The sequence below is a fragment of the Massilia sp. TSP1-1-2 genome (assembly GCF_049896185.1).
Lineage (GTDB): Bacteria > Pseudomonadota > Gammaproteobacteria > Burkholderiales > Burkholderiaceae_D > Telluria_A.
Map to the genome: position 1 here is coordinate 151,765 of NZ_JAFCTU010000009.1, position 24,113 is coordinate 175,877.

The 24,113-nt window shown below is 61.8% G+C and carries 20 protein-coding genes; 12 read left to right on the forward strand and 8 right to left on the reverse strand.

Features of this window, described 5'->3' with window-relative positions; all coding sequences use genetic code 11:
* Positions 1-68 precede the first annotated feature (68 nt).
* Complete coding sequence (locus ACP7BV_RS10305) at positions 69-1,232, reverse strand: ATP-binding protein (RefSeq protein ID WP_426103719.1); 1,164 nt, start codon at positions 1,230-1,232, stop codon at positions 69-71.
* 80 nt (positions 1,233-1,312) lie between these two features.
* Positions 1,313-4,426: a DEAD/DEAH box helicase gene (locus ACP7BV_RS10310; protein ID WP_426103720.1), complete on the reverse strand. Its 3,114-nt coding sequence runs from the start codon at positions 4,424-4,426 to the stop codon at positions 1,313-1,315.
* 333 nt (positions 4,427-4,759) lie between these two features.
* Between ACP7BV_RS10310 and ACP7BV_RS10315 the strand changes: the two genes are divergently transcribed.
* The 4 genes from ACP7BV_RS10315 to ACP7BV_RS10330 all read left to right on the forward strand — a co-directional run bounded on the left by ACP7BV_RS10315 (position 4,760) and on the right by ACP7BV_RS10330 (position 8,723).
* The gene (locus ACP7BV_RS10315) at positions 4,760-7,111 is read left to right on the forward strand and encodes a Tex family protein (protein WP_426103721.1); all 2,352 of its coding nucleotides are present in this window, start codon (positions 4,760-4,762) and stop codon (positions 7,109-7,111) included.
* Positions 7,111-7,560, forward strand: coding sequence for a GNAT family N-acetyltransferase (locus ACP7BV_RS10320; protein WP_426103722.1), 450 nt, complete (start codon positions 7,111-7,113; stop codon positions 7,558-7,560). The genes ACP7BV_RS10315 and ACP7BV_RS10320 overlap by 1 nt, the downstream gene beginning before the upstream one ends.
* Before the next feature lie 262 nt (positions 7,561-7,822).
* Positions 7,823-8,134, forward strand: a complete 312-nt coding sequence (gene grxD / locus ACP7BV_RS10325; protein ID WP_426103723.1) for a Grx4 family monothiol glutaredoxin — start codon at positions 7,823-7,825, stop codon at positions 8,132-8,134.
* On the forward strand, positions 8,127-8,723 hold the full coding sequence (locus ACP7BV_RS10330; RefSeq protein WP_426103724.1) for a UbiX family flavin prenyltransferase: 597 nt from the start codon (positions 8,127-8,129) through the stop codon (positions 8,721-8,723). The genes grxD and ACP7BV_RS10330 overlap by 8 nt, the downstream gene beginning before the upstream one ends.
* Before the next feature lie 60 nt (positions 8,724-8,783).
* Here ACP7BV_RS10330 and ACP7BV_RS10335 read toward each other — a convergent pair whose 3' ends face one another.
* From ACP7BV_RS10335 to ACP7BV_RS10345, 3 genes are all read right to left on the reverse strand, one after another.
* Positions 8,784-8,954, reverse strand: a complete 171-nt coding sequence (locus ACP7BV_RS10335) for a hypothetical protein (RefSeq protein WP_426103725.1) — start codon at positions 8,952-8,954, stop codon at positions 8,784-8,786.
* 303 nt (positions 8,955-9,257) lie between these two features.
* Positions 9,258-9,692, reverse strand: a complete 435-nt coding sequence (locus tag ACP7BV_RS10340) for a hypothetical protein (protein ID WP_426103726.1) — start codon at positions 9,690-9,692, stop codon at positions 9,258-9,260.
* A gap of 225 nt (positions 9,693-9,917) precedes the next feature.
* Complete coding sequence (locus ACP7BV_RS10345) at positions 9,918-10,970, reverse strand: MBL fold metallo-hydrolase (protein WP_426103727.1); 1,053 nt, start codon at positions 10,968-10,970, stop codon at positions 9,918-9,920.
* Positions 10,971-11,121: 151 nt separating this feature from the next.
* On the opposite strand from ACP7BV_RS10345, the gene ACP7BV_RS10350 reads away from it, so the two are divergent.
* The 7 genes from ACP7BV_RS10350 to ACP7BV_RS10380 all read left to right on the forward strand — a co-directional run bounded on the left by ACP7BV_RS10350 (position 11,122) and on the right by ACP7BV_RS10380 (position 18,474).
* Positions 11,122-11,523 carry a MerR family transcriptional regulator gene (locus ACP7BV_RS10350; RefSeq protein WP_426103728.1) on the forward strand — a complete coding sequence of 134 codons (402 nt, stop codon included), beginning with the start codon at positions 11,122-11,124 and terminating at the stop codon, positions 11,521-11,523.
* Positions 11,524-11,600: 77 nt separating this feature from the next.
* Positions 11,601-12,785, forward strand: coding sequence for an isovaleryl-CoA dehydrogenase (locus tag ACP7BV_RS10355; RefSeq protein WP_426103729.1), 1,185 nt, complete (start codon positions 11,601-11,603; stop codon positions 12,783-12,785).
* A gap of 151 nt (positions 12,786-12,936) precedes the next feature.
* Positions 12,937-14,775 (forward strand): bifunctional isocitrate dehydrogenase kinase/phosphatase, encoded by a 1,839-nt coding sequence (aceK, locus tag ACP7BV_RS10360; RefSeq protein WP_426103730.1) that lies wholly within the window; start codon positions 12,937-12,939, stop codon positions 14,773-14,775.
* Positions 14,768-15,967: an acetyl-CoA C-acyltransferase gene (locus tag ACP7BV_RS10365; RefSeq protein ID WP_426103731.1), complete on the forward strand. Its 1,200-nt coding sequence runs from the start codon at positions 14,768-14,770 to the stop codon at positions 15,965-15,967. The genes aceK and ACP7BV_RS10365 overlap by 8 nt, the downstream gene beginning before the upstream one ends.
* Before the next feature lie 129 nt (positions 15,968-16,096).
* Entirely contained in the window at positions 16,097-16,762 is a 666-nt protein-coding gene (locus ACP7BV_RS10370; RefSeq protein WP_426103732.1) for an SDR family oxidoreductase, read from the forward strand.
* A 31-nt stretch (positions 16,763-16,793) separates the two neighbouring features.
* The gene (locus ACP7BV_RS10375; RefSeq protein ID WP_426103733.1) at positions 16,794-17,921 is read left to right on the forward strand and encodes an acyl-CoA dehydrogenase family protein; all 1,128 of its coding nucleotides are present in this window, start codon (positions 16,794-16,796) and stop codon (positions 17,919-17,921) included.
* A gap of 16 nt (positions 17,922-17,937) precedes the next feature.
* Entirely contained in the window at positions 17,938-18,474 is a 537-nt protein-coding gene (locus tag ACP7BV_RS10380; protein ID WP_426103734.1) for a GNAT family N-acetyltransferase, read from the forward strand.
* Between the two features lies 1 nt (position 18,475).
* Here ACP7BV_RS10380 and ACP7BV_RS10385 read toward each other — a convergent pair whose 3' ends face one another.
* The gene (locus ACP7BV_RS10385) at positions 18,476-18,883 is read right to left on the reverse strand and encodes a YciI family protein (RefSeq protein WP_426103735.1); all 408 of its coding nucleotides are present in this window, start codon (positions 18,881-18,883) and stop codon (positions 18,476-18,478) included.
* Positions 18,884-19,039: 156 nt separating this feature from the next.
* Complete coding sequence (locus ACP7BV_RS10390) at positions 19,040-21,568, reverse strand: M4 family metallopeptidase (RefSeq protein WP_426103736.1); 2,529 nt, start codon at positions 21,566-21,568, stop codon at positions 19,040-19,042.
* A gap of 710 nt (positions 21,569-22,278) precedes the next feature.
* Here ACP7BV_RS10390 and ACP7BV_RS10395 point away from each other — a divergent pair.
* Positions 22,279-22,938, forward strand: a complete 660-nt coding sequence (locus ACP7BV_RS10395; protein WP_426103737.1) for a hypothetical protein — start codon at positions 22,279-22,281, stop codon at positions 22,936-22,938.
* Positions 22,939-23,043: 105 nt separating this feature from the next.
* Here ACP7BV_RS10395 and ACP7BV_RS10400 read toward each other — a convergent pair whose 3' ends face one another.
* Complete coding sequence (locus tag ACP7BV_RS10400; protein ID WP_426103738.1) at positions 23,044-24,108, reverse strand: S66 peptidase family protein; 1,065 nt, start codon at positions 24,106-24,108, stop codon at positions 23,044-23,046.
* Positions 24,109-24,113 lie beyond the last annotated feature (5 nt).

Consider the following 24,113-nt stretch of genomic DNA (forward strand, 5'->3'; position numbering starts at 1 on the left):
CCAATTTTTTTTCATTTCGTGAACCCCGAGGTGATTTTCGAGAAAATCCCGGCGCCAACCTTTGTACTTTATTCATCGGAATTATCACTGTTGATCACTTTCTGCGCAACACTTTTCCCCGGGATAGCCCGTGCCGGGAGCCAAATGCGAAATTCAGCGCCGCTCGGCGCAACATTTCTTGCGGAAATATGCCCACCGCATACTTCGACCACGGAACGGGCCATATACAGGCCCAATCCCGACCCGAAACCCGTAGCTTTGCTGCCCCGGTAGCGTTTGTCGAAGATGCGCGGCAGATCGGCAGCGGGAATACCGGCGCCGCCATCGCGCACCAGCAGTTCAACGCCGCCTTCGGCGCGCTGCCCGGACACGGTGATCGGCAGCCCGGCAGGCCCGTATTGCAGGGCATTGTCGACCATGACCTTCATGGCCACGCGCAAGCCGCCGGGCTGGCAGCGCAACTGGGCCGGCAAGTCGCCGATTTGTAAAATTGCCTGGCGTCCTGCGGCGCGCACCATCTGCGCCGCTTCTTCGAGCAGCAGTGCGGGCGAGACGGATTCGGCCGGACGAGTGGCGCTGGCCTCGTCCATGCGTTCCGGCGACAAGTGTTCGTCCAGCAAGCCGATCAAGCGATCGACGGCCGCCTGAATCTTGCGATAACGCAGCCGCGTTGGCTCGTCGGCGTTCGCCCCGGTCACTTCCAGCCGCTGGATCGCACCGTCGATGGTGGACAGGGGCGTGCGAAATTCGTGGTTCAGCATGCTGGTAAAACGCCGCTGCTCGGCCGCTTTTTCGCGCAGTTCATGGCGCAGTTCACTCACGTCGCGCGCCGTTCCCACCACGGCCACGGCTTCGCCGGCGGCATCGACAACAATACTGGAAGTTACTTCCAGAGGAATGACGCGCCCGTCGGCGAGCGCTTGCTCAAAACTGCGCACCAGCCGCTTGCGCGACAAGTCGCCGGCGGCAAAGCGGCGCAGGCGTTCGGCCAGCCCGGCGCCCAGATCGGCCAGGGGGCCGCCGATCCAGTCTACTTCGACGTGGCTGTGAAATTGCTCCAGCCCATAACCGGACAGGGCGATCGCGGCCGGACTGACATAAGTGAGCAAGCCTGACGCGCAATCAACCGTCCAGGCAATGTCGCCGTGCAATTCGGCGATGGCGCGGAATTGCTCATCCTTATTGCTGCGCGCCAGGCTTTGCTGGCCCGTGAGGCCGGCGCTACGATTCATTGGGCAGGCCTTTCATACCGTTCGCAAAAATTGCTTACTAGTATACCCCCAATGTTGACATTATGTTTATATTGTTACAATTACTCTTCCAGGGGCGCAAAGATCGCCTGCAAATCTTCTTGCGTCAGCGCCATCTTGTGCGCCTCGCCGTCGGCCAGGATCGACTGCGCCAGATCAGACTTCTTCTGTTGCAGCAACTGAATCTTTTCTTCCAGCGTCCCCTTGGCGATCAGCTTGTAGACGAAGACGGGCTTGTCCTGGCCGATCCGCCAGGCGCGGTCGGTGGCCTGGTTTTCCGCGGCCGGATTCCACCATGGATCGTAGTGGATGACGGTGTCGGCCGCGGTCAGGTTCAAGCCCACGCCGCCCGCTTTCAGGCTGATCAGGAAAATCGGCACGGCACCCTGCTGGAAGGCAGCCACTTGCGCGGCGCGGTCCTTGGTGTCGCCGGTGAGCAAGGCAAACGGGATGCGGCGCGCGTCCAGTTCTTCCTGGATCAGCGCCAGCATGCTGGTAAATTGCGAGAACACGAGGATCTTGCGGCCTTCTTCGAGCAAATCATCCACCATTTGCATCAGGTCGATCAGCTTGGCCGAGCCACTGTCCTTCTTTTTGGCCGGCAAGGCTTTCACCAGGCGCGGGTCGCAGCACACCTGGCGCAGCTTGAGCAGCGCCTCGAGGATGACGATCTGGCTGCGCGCAACGCCTTTTTTGTCGATCTCGTCGCGCACTTTCTTGTCCATCGCCAGGCGCACCGTCTCGTACAGGTCGCGCTGGGCGCCCGACAACTCGACCTTGCGCACCATCTCGGTCTTGGGTGGCAATTCCTTGGCCACATTGTCTTTGGTACGGCGCAGCAGGAACGGCCGGATACGCCGGTTCAGCATGCCACGCCGCAGCGGGTCGTCCTGGCGTTCGATGGGGTGGCGGAACTGGCTGTTGAAGGTCTTCTCGTCGCCCAGCAAGCCCGGCAGCAAAAAGTGGAATTGCGACCACAGCTCGCCCAGATGGTTCTCGAGCGGGGTGCCGGTCAGGCACAGGCGATGGCGCGACTTTAACAGGCCGGCACTTTGCGCCGCTTTCGAGCGATTATTCTTGATGTAATGGGATTCGTCGAGGATCACGAGGTGATATTCGTGCTCGCGCAGCTTTTCCTCGTCGCGCGGCAACAGCGCATAGGTCGTCAAGATGATGTCGCACTCGTCAATCTTGTCGAACTGTTCCAGCCGCTCCTTGCCTTGCAGCAGGAGCACGCGCAGGTCCGGCGTGAAGCGGGCCGCTTCGTCTTGCCAGTTGGCCATCAGGCTGGTGGGGGCGATCACCAATGCCGGACGGGTCAGGCGCCCTGCTTCTTTTTCCAGCAGGATGTGGGCCAGCGTCTGGACGGTTTTTCCCAGGCCCATGTCATCGGCCAGGATGCCGGCCAGGTCGTACTCGCGCAAAAATTGCATCCACGCCAGACCATCGGCCTGGTAGTCGCGCAGGGTCGCTTGCAGCCCAAGCGGCGGCGCCACCTTCTGGACCGAGCCGAACAGGCTGAGCTTGCGGCCCGTTTCGCGCAACTGTTCGCCGCCGAACCAGCGCAGCTCAGTGCCGCGCGCCAGCTCTTCAAGGCGGGCCGCGTCCAGCGTCGACAGGCGGACCTTGTTCTTGATCTTGTCGCTGAAATACAGTTCGCCAAGCGTATTGAGGATGGGTTTCAGGCGGCCCCATGGCAGCGCCACGCGCACGCCGTCGGGCAAGGTCGCCAGCATCTGGTCGGTATCGGGGTGGGCGGCCAGCACTTCCGGGTTGAAGTCCAGCGGCGCGCTGCGGATCAGCTGTACCAGCACCGGCAGCAGCGGCACGCGTTTTTGCGCGACCACGATGCCCAGTTCCAGCTCGAACCAGGCATTGCCGGCGTCGACCGGTTCGTCGATCTCGGCATACCAATCCTCGACCGCCACCACGTCATAGCGGTATTTGGCCGACTTGTGCAGGTGCCAGCCGGCCTCGCCCAGGCCATCCAGTTCGCCTTCGGCAAAGCGGATCCAGTGGGCCTGGCTTTCTAGCTGCAGCGCCCCGGCCAGCCCGTTCAAGGGCGGCGTCAGCGGCTTGCGAAAACCAAGCAAGGTCAGCGCCTGCAGTGCCTGCGCCTCGGCCGTGCTGTCGCGCGCAATGACTTCGGTGACGTCGCCCACCTGGCGCACCACGCGCTGGGCCGGATCGAAGGAAACGCGCTCGCCATCGTAATCGAAGGAAATGACGGCGTAATCGTGCCAGCGCTGCAGCGGGCCGTCGGCCAGGTGCACGCTGTCGAGCAGCAAGTGGGCGCGCGGCTTGACGTCGTCGCGCAGGCGCTGGGTCAGCGGTTGCGGCAGCGGCATCAGTTGCTGCAGGCCATGGGCGAGCAGCAGTTGCGACACGCGTTTTTTATCGTTGCCGGTCAGGGGGGGCGCCTGGGCGACCAGCGCCTGCAGGTCGGCCAGCGAAATATCGACCCCGCCGCGGTTGAGCGCCAAGGCGCCGCACGACAGGTTGTCGATGTACCACGGCGGATCGGTCGGCAGCATGTAGTCGATCTGGTCGGCCGCGCTGTGCGTGGCCCCGCTGGGCGGCGCGACCTGCCAGCCCAGGCGGGCGGTACGGCCTTCGTCGCGCCAGACCAGGTTTGCTTCGCGCACCGGGCCGTGCTTGAGCGGGTAAATCAGCCCGCCGGACATATCCTGCCAAGAGTTTGCCCACAGCAGTTTGTCTTGTTTTAGCAACATTTCCAAAAGAATAGCGCCGACTTTACCCTTGGGTTCGGTGGCGCTGCCGCCTTGCGAGGAGGCGCCGCTGCGCATGGCAATGAAAAAACGCACCAGGTCTTCATCGTCGCCTTCCAGGTAAGCGGGCGGGGCCGACAGCAGTGAGAATACTTCGCTGACGGGGCTGGCCGCCGCCACTTCGCCGTTCGGCTTGAGCCGGGCCTTGCACAGGCACAGGGCCACATGCCGCCCGCCACTGGTGGGGGCCAGCACATAGACAAATTTGTACTGCGCAATCTTGGGATCCTTGAGTTCAAGGTCCAGCTTGGGCTGGGGGTGCGCGGCCGCCTCGACCCGTTGCAGCCAGCTGGCAATTGGCGCCGGCAGGGCCGACGTAGAGGGGGCGTGCGGCGCAGCAGGCGTCGCGGGGGTTCCTACACGGGCGCCATCGCGCGTTAAATCCATCGTGTGCATTGGTTCTGTATGGGCAGTATCGAAAACGATAACACTCGATATTATCAGCCCGAGGACATTTTGTGTTTTGTTCTCTTCCGCACGCTGAGCCCGGTTATCAGCCTTGATTTGTATCAATACGGAAATATATAGTGCAGGGTAAATCGCGCGAGGATAGCCCCGCTACAGTCGGTACTCACCGGAAACAATTGTCCTGTCACACTGCGCGCTGGTCTTGCACACGACGCCGGCACTGTCAAGACTGGCGCATTCGCCGCGATTGCGTATGATTCCGCTCTTGCGTTTTGCGTTTTGCCTTTTGTTTTTGACTCACCAGGATGTCCCATGCTCCCTACCATTGAACAACGCCTCGCCATTGAACTTGCCGCCAAACCGGTGCAAGTTGCCGCCGCCATCGCCCTGCTCGACGAGGGCGCCACCGTCCCGTTTATTGCACGTTACCGCAAGGAAGCGACAGGCGGCCTGGACGACATCCAGCTGCGCCTGCTCGAAGAGCGCCTGCGCTACCTGCGCGAACTGGAAGACCGGCGCGCCGCGATCATCGCCTCGATCACCGAACAGAACAAGATGACGCCGGCGCTGCTTGACGCCGTCACCCATGCCCAAGACAAGACCCGCCTCGAAGACCTGTACCTGCCGTACAAGCAAAAACGCCGCACCAAGGCCCAGATCGCGATCGAAGCAGGCTTGATGCCGCTGGCCGAGGGCTTGCTGGGCGACCCGATGCTGGTGCCTGAAGAACAGGCGGCCAATTATCTGCGCGATGCGTTTACTACCGACGACGGCAACAACCCGGGCGTGGCCGACACCAAGGCGGCGCTGGACGGCGCGCGCCAGATCCTGATGGAGCGCTTCGCCGAAGACGCAACGCTGCTGCAGTCGCTGCGCGAATACGTGCAGGAACACGGCATCGTCGAATCCAAGGTGGTCGAAGGCAAGCAGGACGAAGGCGAAAAATTCGCCGACTACTTCGATTATTTGGAAACGATTTCCACCGTGCCGTCGCACCGCGCGCTGGCGCTGCTGCGCGGACGCCGCGAAGGCATGCTCGACGTCACGCTGCGCCTGGACACGGAAGCGGAAAAACCGAAGTGGGACGCGCCGCACAATCCGTGCGAAGGGCGCATCGCCGCGCGCTTTGGCATCAAGGGCCAGGGCCGCCCGGCCGACAAGTGGCTGCAAGACACGGCGCGCTGGACCTGGCGCGTAAAAAGCTTCATGCACCTCGAAACGGAGCTGATGGGCGCCTTGCGCGAGCGCGCCGAACTGGACGCCATCAATGTGTTTGCCCTCAACCTCAAGGCGCTGCTGCTGGCCGCGCCGGCCGGCCAGCGCGCCACCATGGGCCTGGACCCCGGCTTGCGCACGGGCGTGAAGGTGGCCGTGGTCGACGCCACCGGCAAGGTCATGGACACTGCCGTCATCTACCCGCACCAGCCGCGCAACGACTGGGATGGCTCGCTGCACGTGCTCGGCGCGCTGGCGGCCAAGCACAATGTGTCGCTCATCTCGATCGGCAACGGCACCGCCTCGCGCGAAACGGACAAGCTGGCGCAAGACCTGATCAAGCAGCGCGCCGAGCTGAAGATGACCAAGATCGTGGTGTCCGAAGCGGGAGCGTCGGTGTATTCGGCCTCTGAATTTGCCTCGCGCGAACTGCCCGACATGGATGTCTCGCTGCGCGGCGCGGTGTCGATCGCGCGCCGCCTGCAAGACCCGCTGGCCGAACTGGTAAAAATCGATCCCAAGTCGATCGGCGTGGGCCAGTACCAGCACGACGTGAGCCAGAGCCAGCTCGCGCGCTCGCTCGACGCGGTGGTGGAAGATTGCGTCAATGCGGTGGGGGTGGATGTGAATACCGCGTCGGCGCCGCTGCTGGCGCGCGTCTCGGGCCTGTCGTCGAGCGTGGCGCAGGCGATCGTCACCTACCGCGACCTGAAAGGCGCGTTTGTCTCGCGCGCGGCGCTCAAAGCCGTGCCGCGCCTGGGCGAGAAGACGTTCGAGCAGGCGGCCGGATTTCTGCGCGTGATGGGCGGCGACAATCCGCTCGACGCCTCGGCGGTGCACCCGGAATCGTATCCGCTGGTCGAAAAGATCCTGGCCGATATAAAGAAGGAGATGAAGGCGGTGATTGGCGACGCTGGCCTGCTCAAGACCTTGAATCCGGCGCGCTACGCCGATGAAAAATTCGGCGTGCCGACCATTACCGACATCTTGAAGGAGCTGGAAAAGCCGGGGCGCGACCCGCGTCCGGAGTTCACCACCGCCACCTTCAAGGAAGGCGTGGAAGAGATCCGCGACCTGCGTCCCGACATGATCCTCGAGGGCGTGGTGACCAACGTGGCCGCGTTCGGGGCGTTTGTCGACATCGGCGTGCACCAGGATGGCCTGGTGCATATTTCGGCGCTGTCGAACACCTTCGTGAAGGACCCGCATACCGTGGTCAAGGCTGGCCAGGTGGTGCGCGTGAAGGTGCTGGAAGTGGACGAGAAGCGCAAGCGCATAGCGCTGACCATGCGCCTGACCGACAGCGCGCCGCAGCCGGGCGCCAAGGTCGAGCAGCGCGGCGACCGCAACGACCGCAAGAGTCTGGCGCAGCACCAGCAAAAGCAGGACAAGGCGCCGGCACCGGCGGGCGGCTCGATGGCGGCGGCGTTCGCCAAGCTGCGCGGCTGATGATCGTCCAGGCGTGCGACCCCGGCAGCGCCGAGGCGCAGGTACTGGTCGCGGAACTGTCGGCGGCGCTGGCAGCGCTTACCGGATCGAGCGGACAAGCTTCGTTTTCGGTGGATGATGCGCGCGCGGCGCGCTCGCTGTTCGTGGTCGCCAAGGGGGACGATGGCGCCTTGTTGGGCTGCGGCGCGCTGCGTCCACTCGAGGGCGAGGTGGGCGAAATCAAGCGCATGTATGCCAGGCCTGGCACGCGCGCCGTTGGCGCGGCACTGCTGGCGCACCTGGAACGCGAGGCGCAAGGCTTCGGGTACCGGGAGCTGTGGCTGGAGACGCGGCGGGTCAATGCGCGGGCAGTGGCGTTTTACGTGGGCCACGGTTACGCCGAGATTCCCAACTACGGCAAGTATGTGGGGCGCGCCGAGGCGGTTTGCTTTGGCAAGCAGCTTGCGTGAGCCGGGCAGACTGCCTTGCGGTATATTGTCAAGGCGCACGCGGGGATCGATGAAACCGGACCGTAGGTAGCCAACTCTTTTGCGACATCCGCGTTCGCGATGATGTCGTTGCCCGAGGTTTTTTTCGATAATGACAGCTTCGTAAGCTGGAAAAGCGCGCAGCCCACCTTCCACCCTGCGCCGCCACCGCCGCCATTTACGCCCTCCACCCCGTTTTCTTATAAAATGACGCCGTACCCCCATTTCCCAACAGAGGCAAGCCATGAGCGACGTAAAAACCTGGATCCAAGAAACCGTGACCAGCACCCCGGTGGTGCTCTTCATGAAGGGCACCGCCCAATTCCCCCAATGCGGCTTTTCCGGCCGCGCCATCCAGATCCTGAAAGAATGCGGCGTCGAGAACATCGCCACCGTCAACGTGCTGGAAGACCCGGAAGTACGCCAGGGAATCAAGGATTTCTCGAACTGGCCAACCATCCCCCAGCTCTACGTCAAGGGTGAATTCATCGGCGGCTCGGACATCATGAACGAAATGTTCGCCTCGGGCGAACTCAAAGCCTTGATCGATGCCTGATGTAAAACTGCGGCGGCTGGTCGTTGCCATCACCGGCGCTACCGGCGCCGTGTATGGCGTGCGCCTGCTGCAGCAACTATCAAGCACGCCGGGCATCGAGACCCATCTGGTGGTCTCCGACGCCGCAGTCCTCACGCTGCACCAGGAAACCGGCCTGCAGCGGCGCGACGTCGAGGCCATGGCCCACGTGGTCCACAAGAACCGCGACATCGGCGCTGCCATCGCCAGCGGTTCCTTCCAGTCCGATGGCATGGTCATCGCCCCCTGCTCGATGAAAACCCTGGCTTCGGTGGCCCTGGGCATGTCCGACAACTTGATCGCGCGCGCGGCCGACGTGGTGCTCAAGGAGCGCCGTCGCCTGGTGCTGATGGTGCGCGAAACGCCGTTCAACCTGGCGCACCTGCGCAATATGACGCTGGTGACCGAAATGGGTGGGATTGTGTTTCCGCCGCTGCCAAGCTTCTATCACAAGCCGGCGAGCATCGAAGAAATGGTGGACCACACCGTGGGCCGGGTGATCGATCTGTTTGGCGTCGAGCATGCGCTGGCGCCGCGCTGGGCCGGCATGAAACCCGATCCGCTTGCCTGAATCAGGCTGACACTGACGGCGCAGGCCTGGCGCCGGCGTTGCTGGTCAGCCTGTGCAAGGTCACTGCTTGTCGAACTGCCAGGATTCAGCCTTCTTTAATTCTTTCGCTTCTTCCACCATCCTGCGGTGCGCAATTCGTTTGCGCATGACTTCGGCGTGCTGGGCAGCCGTCATGGGCGGAACGGTCATCAGGTCTTTGAGTTGCGCGGTGTTGCTGTAGTTGCTTTTCATAAGACGGCTAGATCCTCGCTCTTCGTTGCGTAACAAATTGCCAATGTGCTATTGCTGCTTTGATTATGAGCCACTATCGCCGTTTTGTGCTGCGGAATATACAAAATTGCCCGGCAGAACAATTTTGACCACCTTACATTGTGCTTCACATTTCTGCGCGTACGTTGATTCTGATTAAGCAAATGCTCATCTTCACGTACGCGACACTGTATCTACACAAAATTGTAGCTGAAATAGCAAAAACTTGATGCCCCGGGAGCGTGAGACGGTCTTGCGACCGGTGATGGTAGCGCAACAAGACCACTACTTTTGGTAGTTTATTCGTACAAGCATCCGAATAAATTCACGTGCAATTTGACGATGATGTTCATCTAATCGCTGCAAATCGGCAATTAATTTAACATCGGCGGACTCAAACCGTGACAAGGCGCTGCCCGCGTCGCTGCCGGGCGCGGCACTTTCTGCGCCGCCAAAGCGCAGCCACTCGGCGGGTACGCCGAGCCATTGGGCGATCATGCGCAGTTTCTCCTGCGTGGGAATAGCCTCTCCTACCAGCCATTTGCGGGCTGCATGTACTGTGATGGGACGTCCATCGAAGCGAATGTTAAATTCCCGCGCCAGGCGGGTTGGACTGTCAGGTGAGTAATGGGCGTTCTTCAGCGCTTGCTGCAAGCGTTCGCTGAAACTCTCACGTTCGTTAAATGAATTCATGGGTGGCACTATTTCACGCAACGTCATGAAAGTCAGTCTCTTGAAGGTTAGCGCCAATTGTGAAAAAACGCGGAACGAATGTCACAATGTGGCGAAAAAAAGTGGACGCGAAACACCTTATGGAGTTCGGTACTCGTTGCTCAGCAAATATATATGCCTGGTTTTCAGGCGCTGGCTCGCCCGTGGAAAGCCAAGGACTCAGTGTAGAGAGAATCTGAAAACGGAGCGCCACGCACAAATCCACAGTTTGTCTTAGGTCAGATGGAATCGGATGATCCCATCGTCCCCGATTACGCGGCGCAACAAACCATCGAACCAGAGCTTGTGCAGGTGCGCCAGCGCCTCGCCCAGCGCAAAGGTCAGCGTGTGTGCGTCCAGCGGGCGGCGGAACATCAGCGGCACGATGTCGACGGCGCTCTGCGGCGTGCGGCAAGCCTGCATGACTTCAGCCAGGCGCGCACCATGGTGCTCGCGCAATTGCGCAATGCGTGTATGCAAGCCCTGGAACGGTCGCCCATGCGACGGCAATACCAGCGTGTCGGCCGGCAAATTCTTGAATTTGCCCAGCGAATCGAGATATTGCTGCAAGGGATTGCCTTCAGGCTCGATGGCGAATACCGAGACGTTGGTGGAAATACGCGGCAGCACCATGTCCCCTGAAATGAGCACGTTCAAGGCAGCGCAATACAGCGCCGCGTGCTCGGGCGAGTGGCCAAAGCCGGTGATCACGCGCCAGGAATGATCGCCAATGGCGAGCTGGTCGCCATCTTGCAAGCGCGTGTAGGCCAGCGGAACGGCAGGCACCAGGGACGGATAGTAATTGCGCCGCTCGGCCATCTGGTCGCGCAGCACCATGTCCACCAGGCCGTGGCGCTCGAAGTGGGGGATGGCGGCGGTTCCGTCCACGCCGGGCAAGGCGGCTGACATCATGCGGGCAAAAGCATACTCGGCGGCAGTGGCCAGGAATGGGACGTTGAATTTTTTGCACAGCCAGTCCGACAGTCCCACGTGATCCGGATGGCAATGGGTGGCGATCACGCGCGACAAGCCTGCGCCACCGACTTCGATAGTAAGCACTTGCTCCCACGCATCGCGCGTGGCGTCAGTCGCCACCCCGCAATCCACAGCGCACCAGGGCGCTGCAGCGCTGTGGCCGTCGGCGATCAGCCACAGGTTGATATGGTCGAGCGCAAACGGCAGCGGCATGCGCAGCCAGTGCAACCCTGGTGCGATGGGGAGGACGGCGCCGATATCCGGCACGGTGTCGCCAAAGGGATAGGCGAGCTGGGCTTCAAGATGGTTCATGGTCGATCTTTCGGTCGGACTGGCGGCGGGCGCGCTACAATGTGCTTGACGTTGACGTTAACGGAACCTAAACAAGAACCCCGACGGGAAGCGAAGCGCCAATTCTAAGCGATTTGCTTTCCAGCCCCCAACCGCTCCTATCCCGCTGCCCATGCGTACTTACACCATTGCCGAACTGTCACGCGAATTCGACATCACCGCGCGCGCCATCCGTTTTTACGAAGACCAGGGCTTGCTCTGCCCCAAGCGCGAAGGCGTGGGCGGGCGCAACCGGGTCTACACCCCGCGCGACCGCACCCATCTGAAGCTGACGCTGCGCGGCAAGCGCCTCGGGCTGACTTTGTCGGAGATCAAGAGTATCGTCGACATGTATGAGTCTCCCAAAGATACGGTTGCGCAGATGAACCGTTTTCTCGGTGTGCTCGCGGCTCAGCGCGCCACGCTCGAGCAGCAGCGGATCGATATCGAGATGGCGTTGGCCGAGATCGTCGCCCATGAGGATGAATGCAAGCGCATGCTGGCCGAGTCGGCCAAGAACGGCGAAACGGCGTAGGCCTGCTTTACGTTTACGTAAACGTCAAACATCGGTATGATTAACTTTTCCTTTTCCGAACCCCATCGAGGACGACAATGCTGCATCTTCCAGGCCTGACCTTTGACCACGGCGAAGACATCGCCGCACTGCGCGAAACCGTGCAACAGTTCGCCGCCGCCGAAATCGCGCCGCGTGCAGCCGAAATCGACCGCAGCGACCAGTTCCCGATGGACTTGTGGCGCAAGATGGGCGACCTGGGCGTGCTCGGCATCACGGTCGACGAACAGTACGGCGGCGCCCAGATGGGCTACTTGGCGCACATCATTGCCATGGAAGAAATTTCGCGCGCGTCCGCGTCGGTCGGCCTGTCGTACGGCGCCCACTCGAACCTGTGCGTGAACCAGATCAAGCGCAACGGCACCGAAGAACAGAAGCAGAAGTACTTGCCCAAGCTCATTTCCGGCGAGTACATTGGCGCGCTCGCCATGTCCGAGCCGAACGCCGGTTCCGATGTCGTGAGCATGAAATTGCGCGCCGACTTCAAGGGTGACCGCTGGGTGCTAAACGGCACCAAGATGTGGATCACCAACGGCCCGGACGCGGACGTGCTGGTGGTGTACGCCAAGAGCGACCTCGAAGCCGGCCCCAAGGGCATGACGGCATTCCTCATCGAAAAGGGTTTCAAGGGCTTTTCGATCGCGCAAAAGCTCGACAAGCTGGGCATGCGCGGCTCGCACACGGGCGAACTGGTATTCCAGGATTGCGAAGTGCCCGCCGAAAACGTACTCGGCGGACTGGGCAAGGGTGTCAATGTGCTGATGTCGGGCCTGGATTTCGAGCGCACCGTGCTGTCGGGCGGTCCGCTGGGCATCATGTCCGCGTGCATGGATGCCGTGGTCCCGTATATTCACGACCGCAAGCAGTTCGGCCAGCCGATCGGCGAATTCCAGCTGATGCAGGGAAAGCTGGCGGACATGTATTCCACCATGATGGCGTGCAAGGCGTACGTCTACGCGGTCGGCCAGGCGTGCGACCGGGCCAAGACGCCGGAAGCGATCCGCAACCTGCGCAAGGATGCCGCCGGCGCCATTTTGTACAGCGCCGAAAAGGCAACCTGGATGGCGGGCGAAGCGATTCAGGCGCTGGGCGGCAATGGCTATATCAATGAGTATCCTGTGGGACGCCTGTGGCGTGACGCGAAGCTCTACGAAATCGGCGCGGGCACGAGTGAGATTCGGCGCATGTTGATTGGCCGCGAGTTGTTTTCAGAGACCAAGTAAGGTGACGCATTGGCCGATTGCATCCGCCCCACGGAAGGCTTTCGTAGGGCGGATGCAATCCGCCATAGCGCCGACGACGACCTCAACCGCCCGTTGCATCAGCCCATCTTATAGAATAGCCGTTCCCTAGCCGTCCCTATCGAGAAGCCCGATGACACAAGTTGCGTTCCCCAAACTGCTGTCTTCCCAGATAGCGTTCGATATTGCCCGCACCATCCTCGACGGTTTCGACAAGCACTACCGCCTGTTCCGCCAGACCAGCCAGACCGCAAAGCGCCACTTTGAAACCGGTTCCTGGGTGGTCGCGCAACAGGCCGCGCGCGAGCGCATCGGCTTTTACGACCAGCGCGTACAGGAATGCGTGCAACTGCTCGAAGACGAATACGACAATGGCGAGCTGACCGACGAAGTCTGGCGCGAACTCAAGCTGCACTATATCGGCATGCTCTCCGACCACAAGCAGCCCGAACTAGCCGAAACCTTCTTCAATTCAGTCTGCTGCAACATCTTGCACCGCACTTATTTCCACAACGATTTCATCTTCGTGCGTCCGGTCGTCTCCACCGAATACATTGAAACCGAGGAGTTGCTGCCGACCTACCGCGTGTATTACCCGTCCAAGGATGGCCTGCGCTTCGCGTTGAAACGGATCGTCACCAATTTCCAGCTGAACTGCCCGTTTGCCAACCTCGACCGCGACATCGGCCAGGTGGAAGCACGCCTGAAAGCGCTCTTCGGCAACGAAACCATCGAGCCCAACCACCAGATCCAGGTACTGTCCAGCCTGTTTTTCCGCAACAAGGGCGCTTACATTGTCGGCAAGGGCATCAACGGCAACCGGGAATACCCGTTCGTGGTGCCGATTCTGCACAACCGCCACGGCCAGTTGGTGCTCGATACGGTGCTGTTCGACCACGAACAAATCACCATCCTGTTTTCGTTTACGCGCGCTTACTTCCTGGTGGACATGGAAGTGCCCTCGGCCTATGTGCAATTTTTGCGCACGCTACTGCCGCGCAAGCCGCGCAGCGAAATCTACACCGTGCTCGGCCTGCAAAAGCAGGGCAAGACGCTGTTTTACCGCGATTACCTGCAGCACCTCAAGCACACTTCCGACCGCTTTGAAATCGCACCCGGCATTCGCGGCCTGGTGATGCTGGTGTTCGCGCTGCCATCGTTCCCGTACGTGTTCAAGGTCATCAAGGATTTTTTCCCGGCGCCCAAGGAAACCACGCGCGCCCAGATCAAGGAAAAATACTTGCTGGTCAAGAACCACGACCGCGTGGGCCGCATGGCCGACACGCTCGAGTATTCCAACGTCGCCTTTCCGCTCGAGCGCTTTTCCGAGGAATTGATTGCCGAACTGATGCACCACGCGCCATCGCTGGTCGAGTACGAGGAAGACCGCATCATCATCCGCCACCTGTACATCGAACGGCGCATGGTACCGCTGAACATGTTCCTGGCAAACGCGGAAAAAGATGGCAAGGAAGCGTTGATCGAACACGGCATCCTCGAGTACGGCAATGCCATCAAGGAATTGGTCGCCGCGAACATTTTCCCCGGCGATATGTTGTACAAAAACTTCGGCGTCACCCGCCATGGCCGCGTGGTCTTCTACGACTACGACGAGATCGAATACATCACCGACTGCATTTTCCGCGACATTCCCGAAGCGCGCACCGAGGAAGAAGAAATGTCGGCCGAGCCGTGGTACACGATCGGCAAGCACGATGTTTTCCCCGAACAGTTCGGCCGCTTTTTGCTGGGCAACGCCAAGATCCGCAAGTACTTCATGCTGCACCATGCCGACTTGCTGACGCGCGACTTCTGGCAGGCGCGCAAGCAGCGCATCGTGGACGGCCACGTCGACGACGTGTTCCCGTATCCGCAGCACATCCGCTTTAGTCACACGACAAGTCACACGACAACCACCGTCACCCCGGCAGTCAATCTGCCAACCTATTTGGAGAACCTGAACAATGAATGATCCAGTCGTTATCGTCGGCGCAGCCCGCACGCCAATGGGCGCCTTTCAAGGCGATTTTTCATCCAAGTCCGCCAATGAGCTGGGCGCGGTCGCGATTGCCGCCGCGGTCGAGCGCGCCAAGCTCGACCCCAAGCTGGTCGAACACGTCTACATGGGCAACTGCCTGATGGCCGGCCAGGGCCAGGCGCCCGCGCGCCAGGCCGCGATCAAGGCCGGCCTGCCACTGTCGGCCGGCGCTGTGACGCTGTCCAAAATGTGCGGCGCCGCGATGCAAGCCACCATCTTCGCCCATGATGCCATCGTCGCCGGCAGCGCCGACATCATCGTCGCCGGCGGCATGGAGTCGATGACCAACGCGCCCTACCTGCTGCCCAAGGCCCGCGGTGGCCAGCGCATCGGGCACGGCATGATGTTCGACCACATGATGTACGACGGCCTGGAAGACGCCTATTCGCGCAACGAAAAGACCGGCGAAGGCCGCTCGATGGGCACCTTTGGCGAAGAGTGCGCGGCCAAGTATGCGTTCACGCGCGAAGCGCAAGATGCGTTCGCGATCGCGTCGGTGCAGCGCGCCCAGGCCGCCGCCAAGGACGGCAGCTTCAAGTGGGAAATGGCGCCGGTGACGGTGAGCAGCCGCGGCGGCGACACCGTCGTGGAAGCCGACGAAGGCCCGCTCAAGGCCAAGCTGGACAAGATCCCGACGCTGCGCGCGGCGTTCGCCAAGGATGGCACCATTACCGCTGCCTCGTCGTCGTCGATCAACGACGGCGCCGCGGCGCTGGTGCTGATGCGTGAATCGAAGGCCAAGGAATTGGGCCTGGAAGTAATCGCCAAGATCGTCGGCCACGCCACGTTTGCGCAGGCGCCCAATCTGTTCACGACCGCGCCGGTCGATGCGATGAAAAAGCTGTTTGCCAAGACCGGCTGGAAAGCGTCGGACGTTGACCTGTTCGAGATCAACGAAGCCTTTGCCGTGGTGCCGATGGCGGCCATGCATGACCTGGATATCCCGCACAGCAAGGTCAATATTCATGGCGGCGCGTGCGCGCTGGGCCATCCGATCGGCGCTTCCGGCGCGCGCATCATCGTCACCTTGCTGGGTGCCTTGAAAAAAACCGGCGGCAAGAAGGGCGTGGCGTCGCTGTGCATCGGGGGTGGTGAAGCAACCGCCATGGCCATCGAAATGGCGTAAGCCACGGGCGGCGCATGGCGCAATGCGCTGGCGCTTTTCCGCCCTACGGGAATCTATTTTCGTAGGGCGAAAAAGCAAAGCGCATTGCGCCACGAGCCGTCGAAACGCTTTTTTTAACCGGGACACCCTATGCCAACAGCCCTCATCATCGGCGCCTCGCGCGGCATCGGCCTCGAACTGGCGCGCCAGTACAAGGCCGACGGCTGGCGCGTCATCGCCACCGCCCGCACTGAAAAAGACTGCAAGAAGCTCGTCGCCATGGAATGCCACGCCTACCAGCTCGACGTCACCAGCGCCGAATCGATCGCCGCCCTGGGCTGGAACCTGGACGGCGAAAAACTCGACGTCGCCTTCTTCAACGCCGGCGCCTTCGGCCCGCGCGCGAGCTTTCCGACGCAGGAAGAATTCGACCTCGTCATGCACACCAACGTGTTTGCCGCAATGCGCGTGCTGCCGGTCATCGCGCCGCTGGTGTGCAGCGCCAACGGCAAGCTGGCGGTCCTGTCATCCCACATGGGATCGATTGGCGATCGCAGCGCCTCGAATGCCACGCTGTACCGCGCCAGCAAGGCGGCGCTGAATTCGGTGCTGGCCGACACCGCCGTCGCCTTCGGCCCCCAGGGCGCGACCTGCATCGCCTTTCACCCCGGCTGGGTCAAGACCGACATGGGCGGCGCCGGCGCCGAACTCGAGGTCGACGTCAGCGTAACGGGCATGCGCAGCACGCTGGCCGGCGCGCTCCCTGCCGCCAACGGCACATTTTTGAACTACGACGGCACCCCAATACCCTGGTAAGCCACTGCCACAGCCACAGAAAACGAGACCCATGATACTGACCGACGAACACCAGATGATCCGCGACGCATTGCGTACCTTTTCGCAGGAGCGCCTGGCGCCCAACGCGGCCCGCTGGGACAAGGAACACTACTTCCCCAAGGACGAGCTCAAGGAACTGGCTGCCCTGGGCGCCTTTGGCGTGGCCGTGCCCGAGGAACTGGGCGGCGCGGGCCTGGACTATGTGTCGCTGGCGCTGGTGCTCGAGGAAATTGCGGCCGGCGACGGCGGCACCTCGACCATCATCTCGGTCAACAACTGCCCGGTGTGCTCGATCGCGATGATGTACGCGAACGACGCGCAGAAGGAAAAGTGGCTGCGTCCGCTGGCCCAGGGCCAGATGCTGGGGGCCTTTGCGCTCACCGAGCCGCACACCGGCAGCGATGCGTCGGCGCTGCGCACCACTGCCGTGCGCGACGGCGACGAGTACGTCATCAACGGCACCAAGCAGTTCATCACCAGCGGCAAATACGCCGATGTGGCGATTGTGTTGGCAGTGACCGACAAGGCGGCCGGCAAGAAAGGCATCAGCGCGTTCTGGGTGCCGACCTCCAACCCCGGCTATATCGTGGCAGGCCTGGAACAGAAGATGGGCCAGCACTCGTCGGACACCGCGCAGATCCTGTTCGAGAACTGCCGCATCCCGCTTGAAAATCTGATCGGCCTTGAAGGCCAGGGCTACAAGATCGCGCTGTCGGGCCTGGAAGGTGGACGCATCGGCATCGCCTCGCAGGCGGTCGGCATGGCGCGCGCGGCCTACGAGGCGGCGCTTACCTATGCCCGCGAGCGCGAGAGCTTTGGCAAGGCGATCTTCGAGCACCAGGCGGTGCAGTTCCGGCTGGCCGACATGGCCACCCAAATCGAAGCGGCGCGCCAGTTGATCGCCCATGCGGCATCGATGAAGGATGCCGGCCTGCCATGCCTGAAAGAGGCGGCGATGGCCAAGCTGTTCGCCTCCGAAATGGCCGAACGGGTCTGCTCGGACGCGATCCAGGTTCACGGCGGCTACGGGTATGTGAGCGACTTCCCGGTCGAGCGCATCTATCGCGATGTGCGCGTGTGCCAGATTTATGAAGGCACCAGCGACATCCAGAAAATCCTGATTGCGCGCGCGCTGTGACGCGCGAACGAGCCCGATGACGTACCCGATTCGCGCCGCCACCGGCGCCGATCTGCCGGCCTTTTTCGCGTACCTGAACGACCATTTGTCGGACAACGGCAGGGACGGCACCGCACTGTTCATGCCGATGCCGCGCAGCGCATCAGGCTTGCCGCCAGAGACGCAAGCGGGTATGCGCAATGGCATCGGCATCCCGGTGGGCCAGCCTGGCTGGCGCCGGCCGTGGCTGGCGTTTGCCACCGATGGCAGCATTGCCGGCCACGTGGACTTGCGCGCCCGTCCTGAGGCCGTATCCGCGCACCGCGCCCTGCTGGGCATGGGCGTGCACCGCGACCACCGCCAGCAAGGTCTGGGCGCGCAGCTGGTCGGCGTGGCCGCAGCATGGGCCCGGGACCAGAAGATCGCATGGATCGATCTGGACGTGCTGTCGGCGAACGCACCGGCCATCGCCCTTTATGCGCGCTGCGGTTTCACCCGCACCGGCGAGATGGCGGACCTGTTCCGCATCGACGGCACATCGCTCGCCCACACCTTCATGACGCGCAAGATCTGACTTAGCGCTTGCGCTCAAGGGCCACCGAGTAGGGATGCAAGGTGGCCGTCATCACGCCGGCCATGACCGCCGGGTCGCCTTCCATGAATGCCTTGGCGGCAGCTTCGCTGTCCGCTTCAAAGATCACCAGACCGAATGTCTTGTCGAGCGCTTCTGTGGTGCGCCCGGCGAGAATCACCTTGCCCTCGGCAGTAGCTTTTTTCAGCCGTTCGAAGTGCCTGGCCGCCGCGGCCTTTTCCTTGTCGCTCCATTTCGACTGGTCCTGCAGATGGGCGGCCACGCGCAGCATGTACAGGTATTGCTGCGGCTTGGCCGTCGCGTGCGGGGACGGGGGCTGGGCCTGGGCCAGCGGGGTAGTCAACAGCGCGGCGAACGCTGCCTGCAGCAGGAAACCTTTGATACTTGCCATGGGTGGTCCTTTTTTATTGGTCGGTAGTCCGATTGTGCCACATCAGTTTGGCGAAACGGGTACCCCAGAAACGAAAATAGCCCCGGCCAAGGCCGGAGCTATCTGAAACAAGGGCAGTGAAACAGGGGCCAGGATCGGCCCCTTCCCAACAAGAACTTAGTTCGTCAGCACGCTGACCTTGTCAACCACGAACGAGGTTTGCTGCGACGAATCTTCCGTCATTGCAAACGACAGCGTGACGGTCTGGCCTTTGTAGGCCAGCAGGCTGAACGAACGGGTCTGGTAGCCGGCAGCCTTGTTCAGATTGCTATAGGTCGCCAGGGTGCCGAGCGTGGTGCCAGCCGAGTTTTTCACCGTCACTACCAGCTTGTCGTAAGCCGTGCTGGTGGTCGTTTCTGCCGTATCGATGTGCAACGAGAACGTCAGGTTGGCCGAAGCTGCGGTCGACGGAATCGAGAACGACTGGGTCAGCGTTTCGGTCGCGGTTGCACCGTTACCGCCAAGCCAGGCGAAGCGGGTGCCGTCGGCTGCGCTTTGGCCGGCGTACGCGCCGATCACACCGGTGGTGCCGGCCCAAGGAGCGGTACCGACTTCAAAGCCGCCGTTGACGATGCGTTCGCCGCCTGGAGGAGGCGTGGTGCCGACCGTCAGGGTGGCGTTCGAGCTCGTTGCCGTCGTTGGCGAGGTGGCCGAATCGGTCACCTTGACAGCGAACACGGCGCCGTTGTCGCTCGCTTGCGCGGTCAGGCTGTACGTGGCCGACGTTGCGCCGGCAATTGCTACGCCGCCGCGCGTCCACTGGTACTTGTACGGCGCGGTGCCGCCGGTCGCGGTGACCGAGAACGACGCGGCCGAACCGGCGGTGACGGTTTTGCTGGCTGGCTGCGACGAAATCGTCAATGCGCCGCCAATTGGGGTTTCAGGGACGTCGGCGCCGACGTTAATCGCAGCGTAGGCACGCTGGACGGCGATCGATTCCTTGCTGCCTGCGCCATACAGCGAGTTCGCAGCTGCCAGCACCTTGGTGCGTGCATCGGCGTAGTTGGTCGAGGCGGTAAACAGCGTGGTGTTGGCCTTGAACCAGATACGGAACGCCTTGTCGTTGCCGATACCGGTCATCGCCAGCGGCTGCTTGGTCAGGTACTGCGAGTAGTAGTTCGACGACGACGTCGCGTTCGAGCCTTGCGACAGGAAGTAGAACATGCGGTTGTTAGGACCGCTGCTCAGGTGGACGTCGATGCCGCTGATCGAGCTGCTCCAGGCGTTCGGGCTGCTGCCGTCAAGGCTTGGCTTGTACAGCCAGCGCAATGGCTGACCATCCTTGGCGATCTCTTTACCCATCATCCAGTCGTTGCCGGTGGCAGGAATGCTGGTGCCGGTGCCGCCTGCGCGTGCATAGGCTTCCACCATTTCGCCGGTGATGTCCGAGTTCGACTCGTTCAGGCCGCCCGATTCGCCATCGTAGATCAGGCCGGAAGTGGCATCGGTCACGCCGTGGCCCATTTCGTGGCCGATCACGTCGATCGAACCGAGGCTGTTGAAGCCGGTGCCGCCGTCGCCGATGAACATGCACTTGCAGGTGTCGCTGTAGTAGGCATTGTCGTAGGCGGTGTTGACGTGCGCGGCGATGTAGGTCGCGGTGTTGTTACCGTCAAGCGAAGACCAGCCGAGCACGTTTTTCAGCGTGTCGTAGGTGTTCATCAGGCCCCACATGGCGTTCACGGCCGCGGTCTGGCCGTTGGCATTGGTGGTGCTGCCGCCGGCAACGTACTGCAGGCCGTCACCCCAGGTGTTGGTGGTGTTGGTGTAGATCGAACCGGCGCTGGTGGTGTGGTTGGCGTTGGTGATGGCCATGCCGCCGTAGGTGCCGCCCGTGCCGCGCGATGCGTCTTTCATGCTGTAAGTCGTGCCCGACAGCGTGGTGTTGATTGGCACGGAACCGTTGTACTGGCTCTTGCCGGTGCCGACCACGGTTTGCAGCGAAGTCCACTGCTTGAGGATCTTGCCGGACTTGGCGCTGACGATGCTGTCATGGTAGATCGCCTTGTCGCCCTTGGTCATGCGCGTCTTGACGACGTAGGCCAGCTCGTAGCCGGTGACTTTTTCAACGACATCGACTGCATTGAGTTCGGCTTCGGTTTTGCCTTCGGCGCCGGCAACGCGCACTTGCGAGATGATCGGGAAGATGATCAGTTCAGCGCTCGGCGGCGCGTGGTGCGACGCGCCCGGTGCGACTTTGCGCACGACGGTGTCGATCGCGGCGGTGCCGGCGATGGCAGGCTTGACATCGAAGTCGCCGGTGCCAGCGCCCAGCGTGTTGGCCGAACCGTTACCCAGGCCTGCGCGGCGGTCCGACGAGGACTCGCTGACGATGTTGCCCGATGCGTCGGTGACGACTACCGACTCCGACTTCCATACGCGCACGCCCTTGTAGGTGTGTGCTGCGCGGGTGATCTTCTCGCCGGCCGCACCTGGGTGCTGGGCTGCCACGGCAAAGCCATGGTTCTGGTCGAGGCCGTGCGCGCCGCGGGTGGCGGCCAGTTTCGCAACCAGCGTAGCGTTTTCTTGTGGAGACGCTTGAGCTGCTGGTGCTGCCATCATCGGGCCGGCAGCGATCGCTGCATTGGCCATCAACAGTGGGACGACTGCGATCGATGCGGCAAGAATTGTTTTCCGAAAGTTCATTATTGCTCCAAGAATAATCATTGTTGTATGTGATTTTTATAGTGCCACTTGAGCGTGGCGGCTACCCGAGTGCGCCAGCTTTGTGATCCGGAGAACGCGAGGGATTTGATATTGTTCCCAACAATGGCGCAAGTCAACAAAACTAATCAATTGAGTCAGGTCAATGCAATGTGTTCAGTTATAGACATTTTTACATTGCAACTAGATAGTAATGTTGGCAATTGCATTGCGAATGTTTTGTTGATCTAGATCAATATGACAATGTTTTATGACAATTAGTCTTTTCCGTAATGACAGCCAGCCGTGCGGAAATGAAACAATTCGATAGATTTGCACCATCAATTCGATTGCGTTTTTCCTAAGAAGCGGACTACACTCAAATCAAGTTGCCGCAATACATATGCAGGCGACATTGATAAAAAGCGCACGGGGCACACTCCGTAGACAGCGCACTTTAGTTAACGGGAAAAACATGACGTCTTCATCAACTCGGTACGACTATTTATCACCACCTTCGCCGATCGGCTTGCGACAGTATCCCTCGAACGTTTCCAGGTCCAGCTAGGGCGTAGCCGCCGGTACGCCGGCCTGCGCTTCCATCAATGCACCCACGGTAACCAGGCGCCACTCTCTGGCGGCATGCCACGTCCCAGTGACTTTGCACGCTGCGCGGACCAGCGGAGCCGTCTCCATTTGAGGACTGAAAAGACATGCTTTCGATCGCCACCAAAGTCGAGCAAATAGTGTCGGAATCTGCGTTTCTGACCGAGGGAATGTCGCTCGGACTGATTAACCTCTCGGAGCTGGCGCGCCAGCTGCGCCCCCAGCTGGAATCGGACTTGTGGAAGCCCGTCGGCCAGGCGGCCGTCGTGATGGCGCTGCGGCGCCTGTCCGAACGCATGCCGCAGCCGGGCGAAGTCAAGCCGATCATGCTCGCGCCGCGCATGGGCGAACTAACCACGCGCACCGAACTGACCCTGGTCACCTACCGCCTCTCGGACAACAGCAACGAGTGCCAGCGCAAGCTGCTGGCGCTCGCCGAACGCCATCCAGACCGGTTTGTCTCCGTCACCCGCGGCGTGCACGAAATGCTGGTGGTGTGCAGCCGTCCCTTGATGAACGTGGTGGAGTCGGCCTTTGTCACCGAGCGCCATATCGCGCGGGTCGACAACTTGACGGCGCTGACCTTGCGCCTGAATCCCGAAACGCTCAAGACACCGGGGATTTACCACGCGGTACTCAAGAAGCTGGCGTGGAATAAAATCAGCGTGGTGACGATGATGTGCACGTTCTCGGAGCTGACGGTATTGCTGGAACAGCCGCAGACCGGGCCGGCGTATTCCGTCCTGTCGCAGATCGTTTCGCATTGAAACCGTAGGGCGCAAAAGCGCAGCGCATTGCGCCATGAGCCGTCGGCGACGCAACGGCGCAATGCGCTGCGCTTTTGCGCCCTACGGTATGAGAATCTATATGGGTCAGGTCACGGCTGGCTCGAGCAGCGTCACGGTCTGCCTAAGCGTGTCCAGGCGCGCCATGATCCCCATCGGCAGCGTGAACTGGTGCCGGATATGCCCAAACGAATAACCGCTCACCGCCGGCACCACCAGCGCCTTGAGATGAATGTCGAGCGTCTCGGCGAGCGTGAGCGAGGTCTCGCCGTCATTGGGCACGCAGTTTTCGCAGATACCCACCATCACCGCCGCAGCACGGCGTAACCCGACTGCCAAATCGAGCTGCGTCATCCAGCGGTCGATCCGGTACGGCGCTTCGTTCACTTCCTCGAGAAACAGCAGCGCGCCCCTGAAGTCGGCCGCATACGGCGTTCCGGCCAGCGCGCTGACCAGGCTCAAATTCCCGCCGATCAGCCGTCCGCTGGCCTGCCCGTGGCTGGCGGTGCGCACCGCGTACTGCGGTTCGGCCAGCGCGCGCGCCGCGTTCTCAAGCGCCATCGGAATGGTATATGTTGGCTGCGGCTCCATCAGCACGGCCAGCATGTGCGTGTTGGTGTAGTCGGACGGCCCGGACCCGGCCACCGGGCCATGAAACGTCACCAGCGCCGCGTGCCGGTGGATCGCCAGGTGCAAGGCAGTGATGTCCGAGTAACCAATCAGGATCTTCGGGTGGGCCCGGATCAGCCGGTAGTTGAGCGAGGACAGCAGAGAGATGCAACCCGAGCCGCCCCGGATGCACCAGATGGCCTTGACGTCGGGGTCGCGAAACATGGCGTGCAGGTCGTCGCAGCGCTGCTGCACCGAGCCGGCATAATTGCCATGCACGGCGCGCAGGTGGGCGCCTTCGCGCACCCGAAAGCCAAGCTGCCCGATCTTGTGCACTGCACGCCGAATCGCCTCGTCATCGGTATGCCCGCCGGGGGCCACCAGCGCGATGGTGTCGCCAAAACGCAGGCGCGGCGGCTTGATGAGGCGTCTGTGCACGGCGCGCGAAGGCGCATGCGCTGCGGCCGGCAGCGCCGAAGCCCCAGCCGCCGCTGCCGCCAGTGCGGCGAACGCGCGCCGTGTGATCTTCTCGCTGCTGGACATGGCTG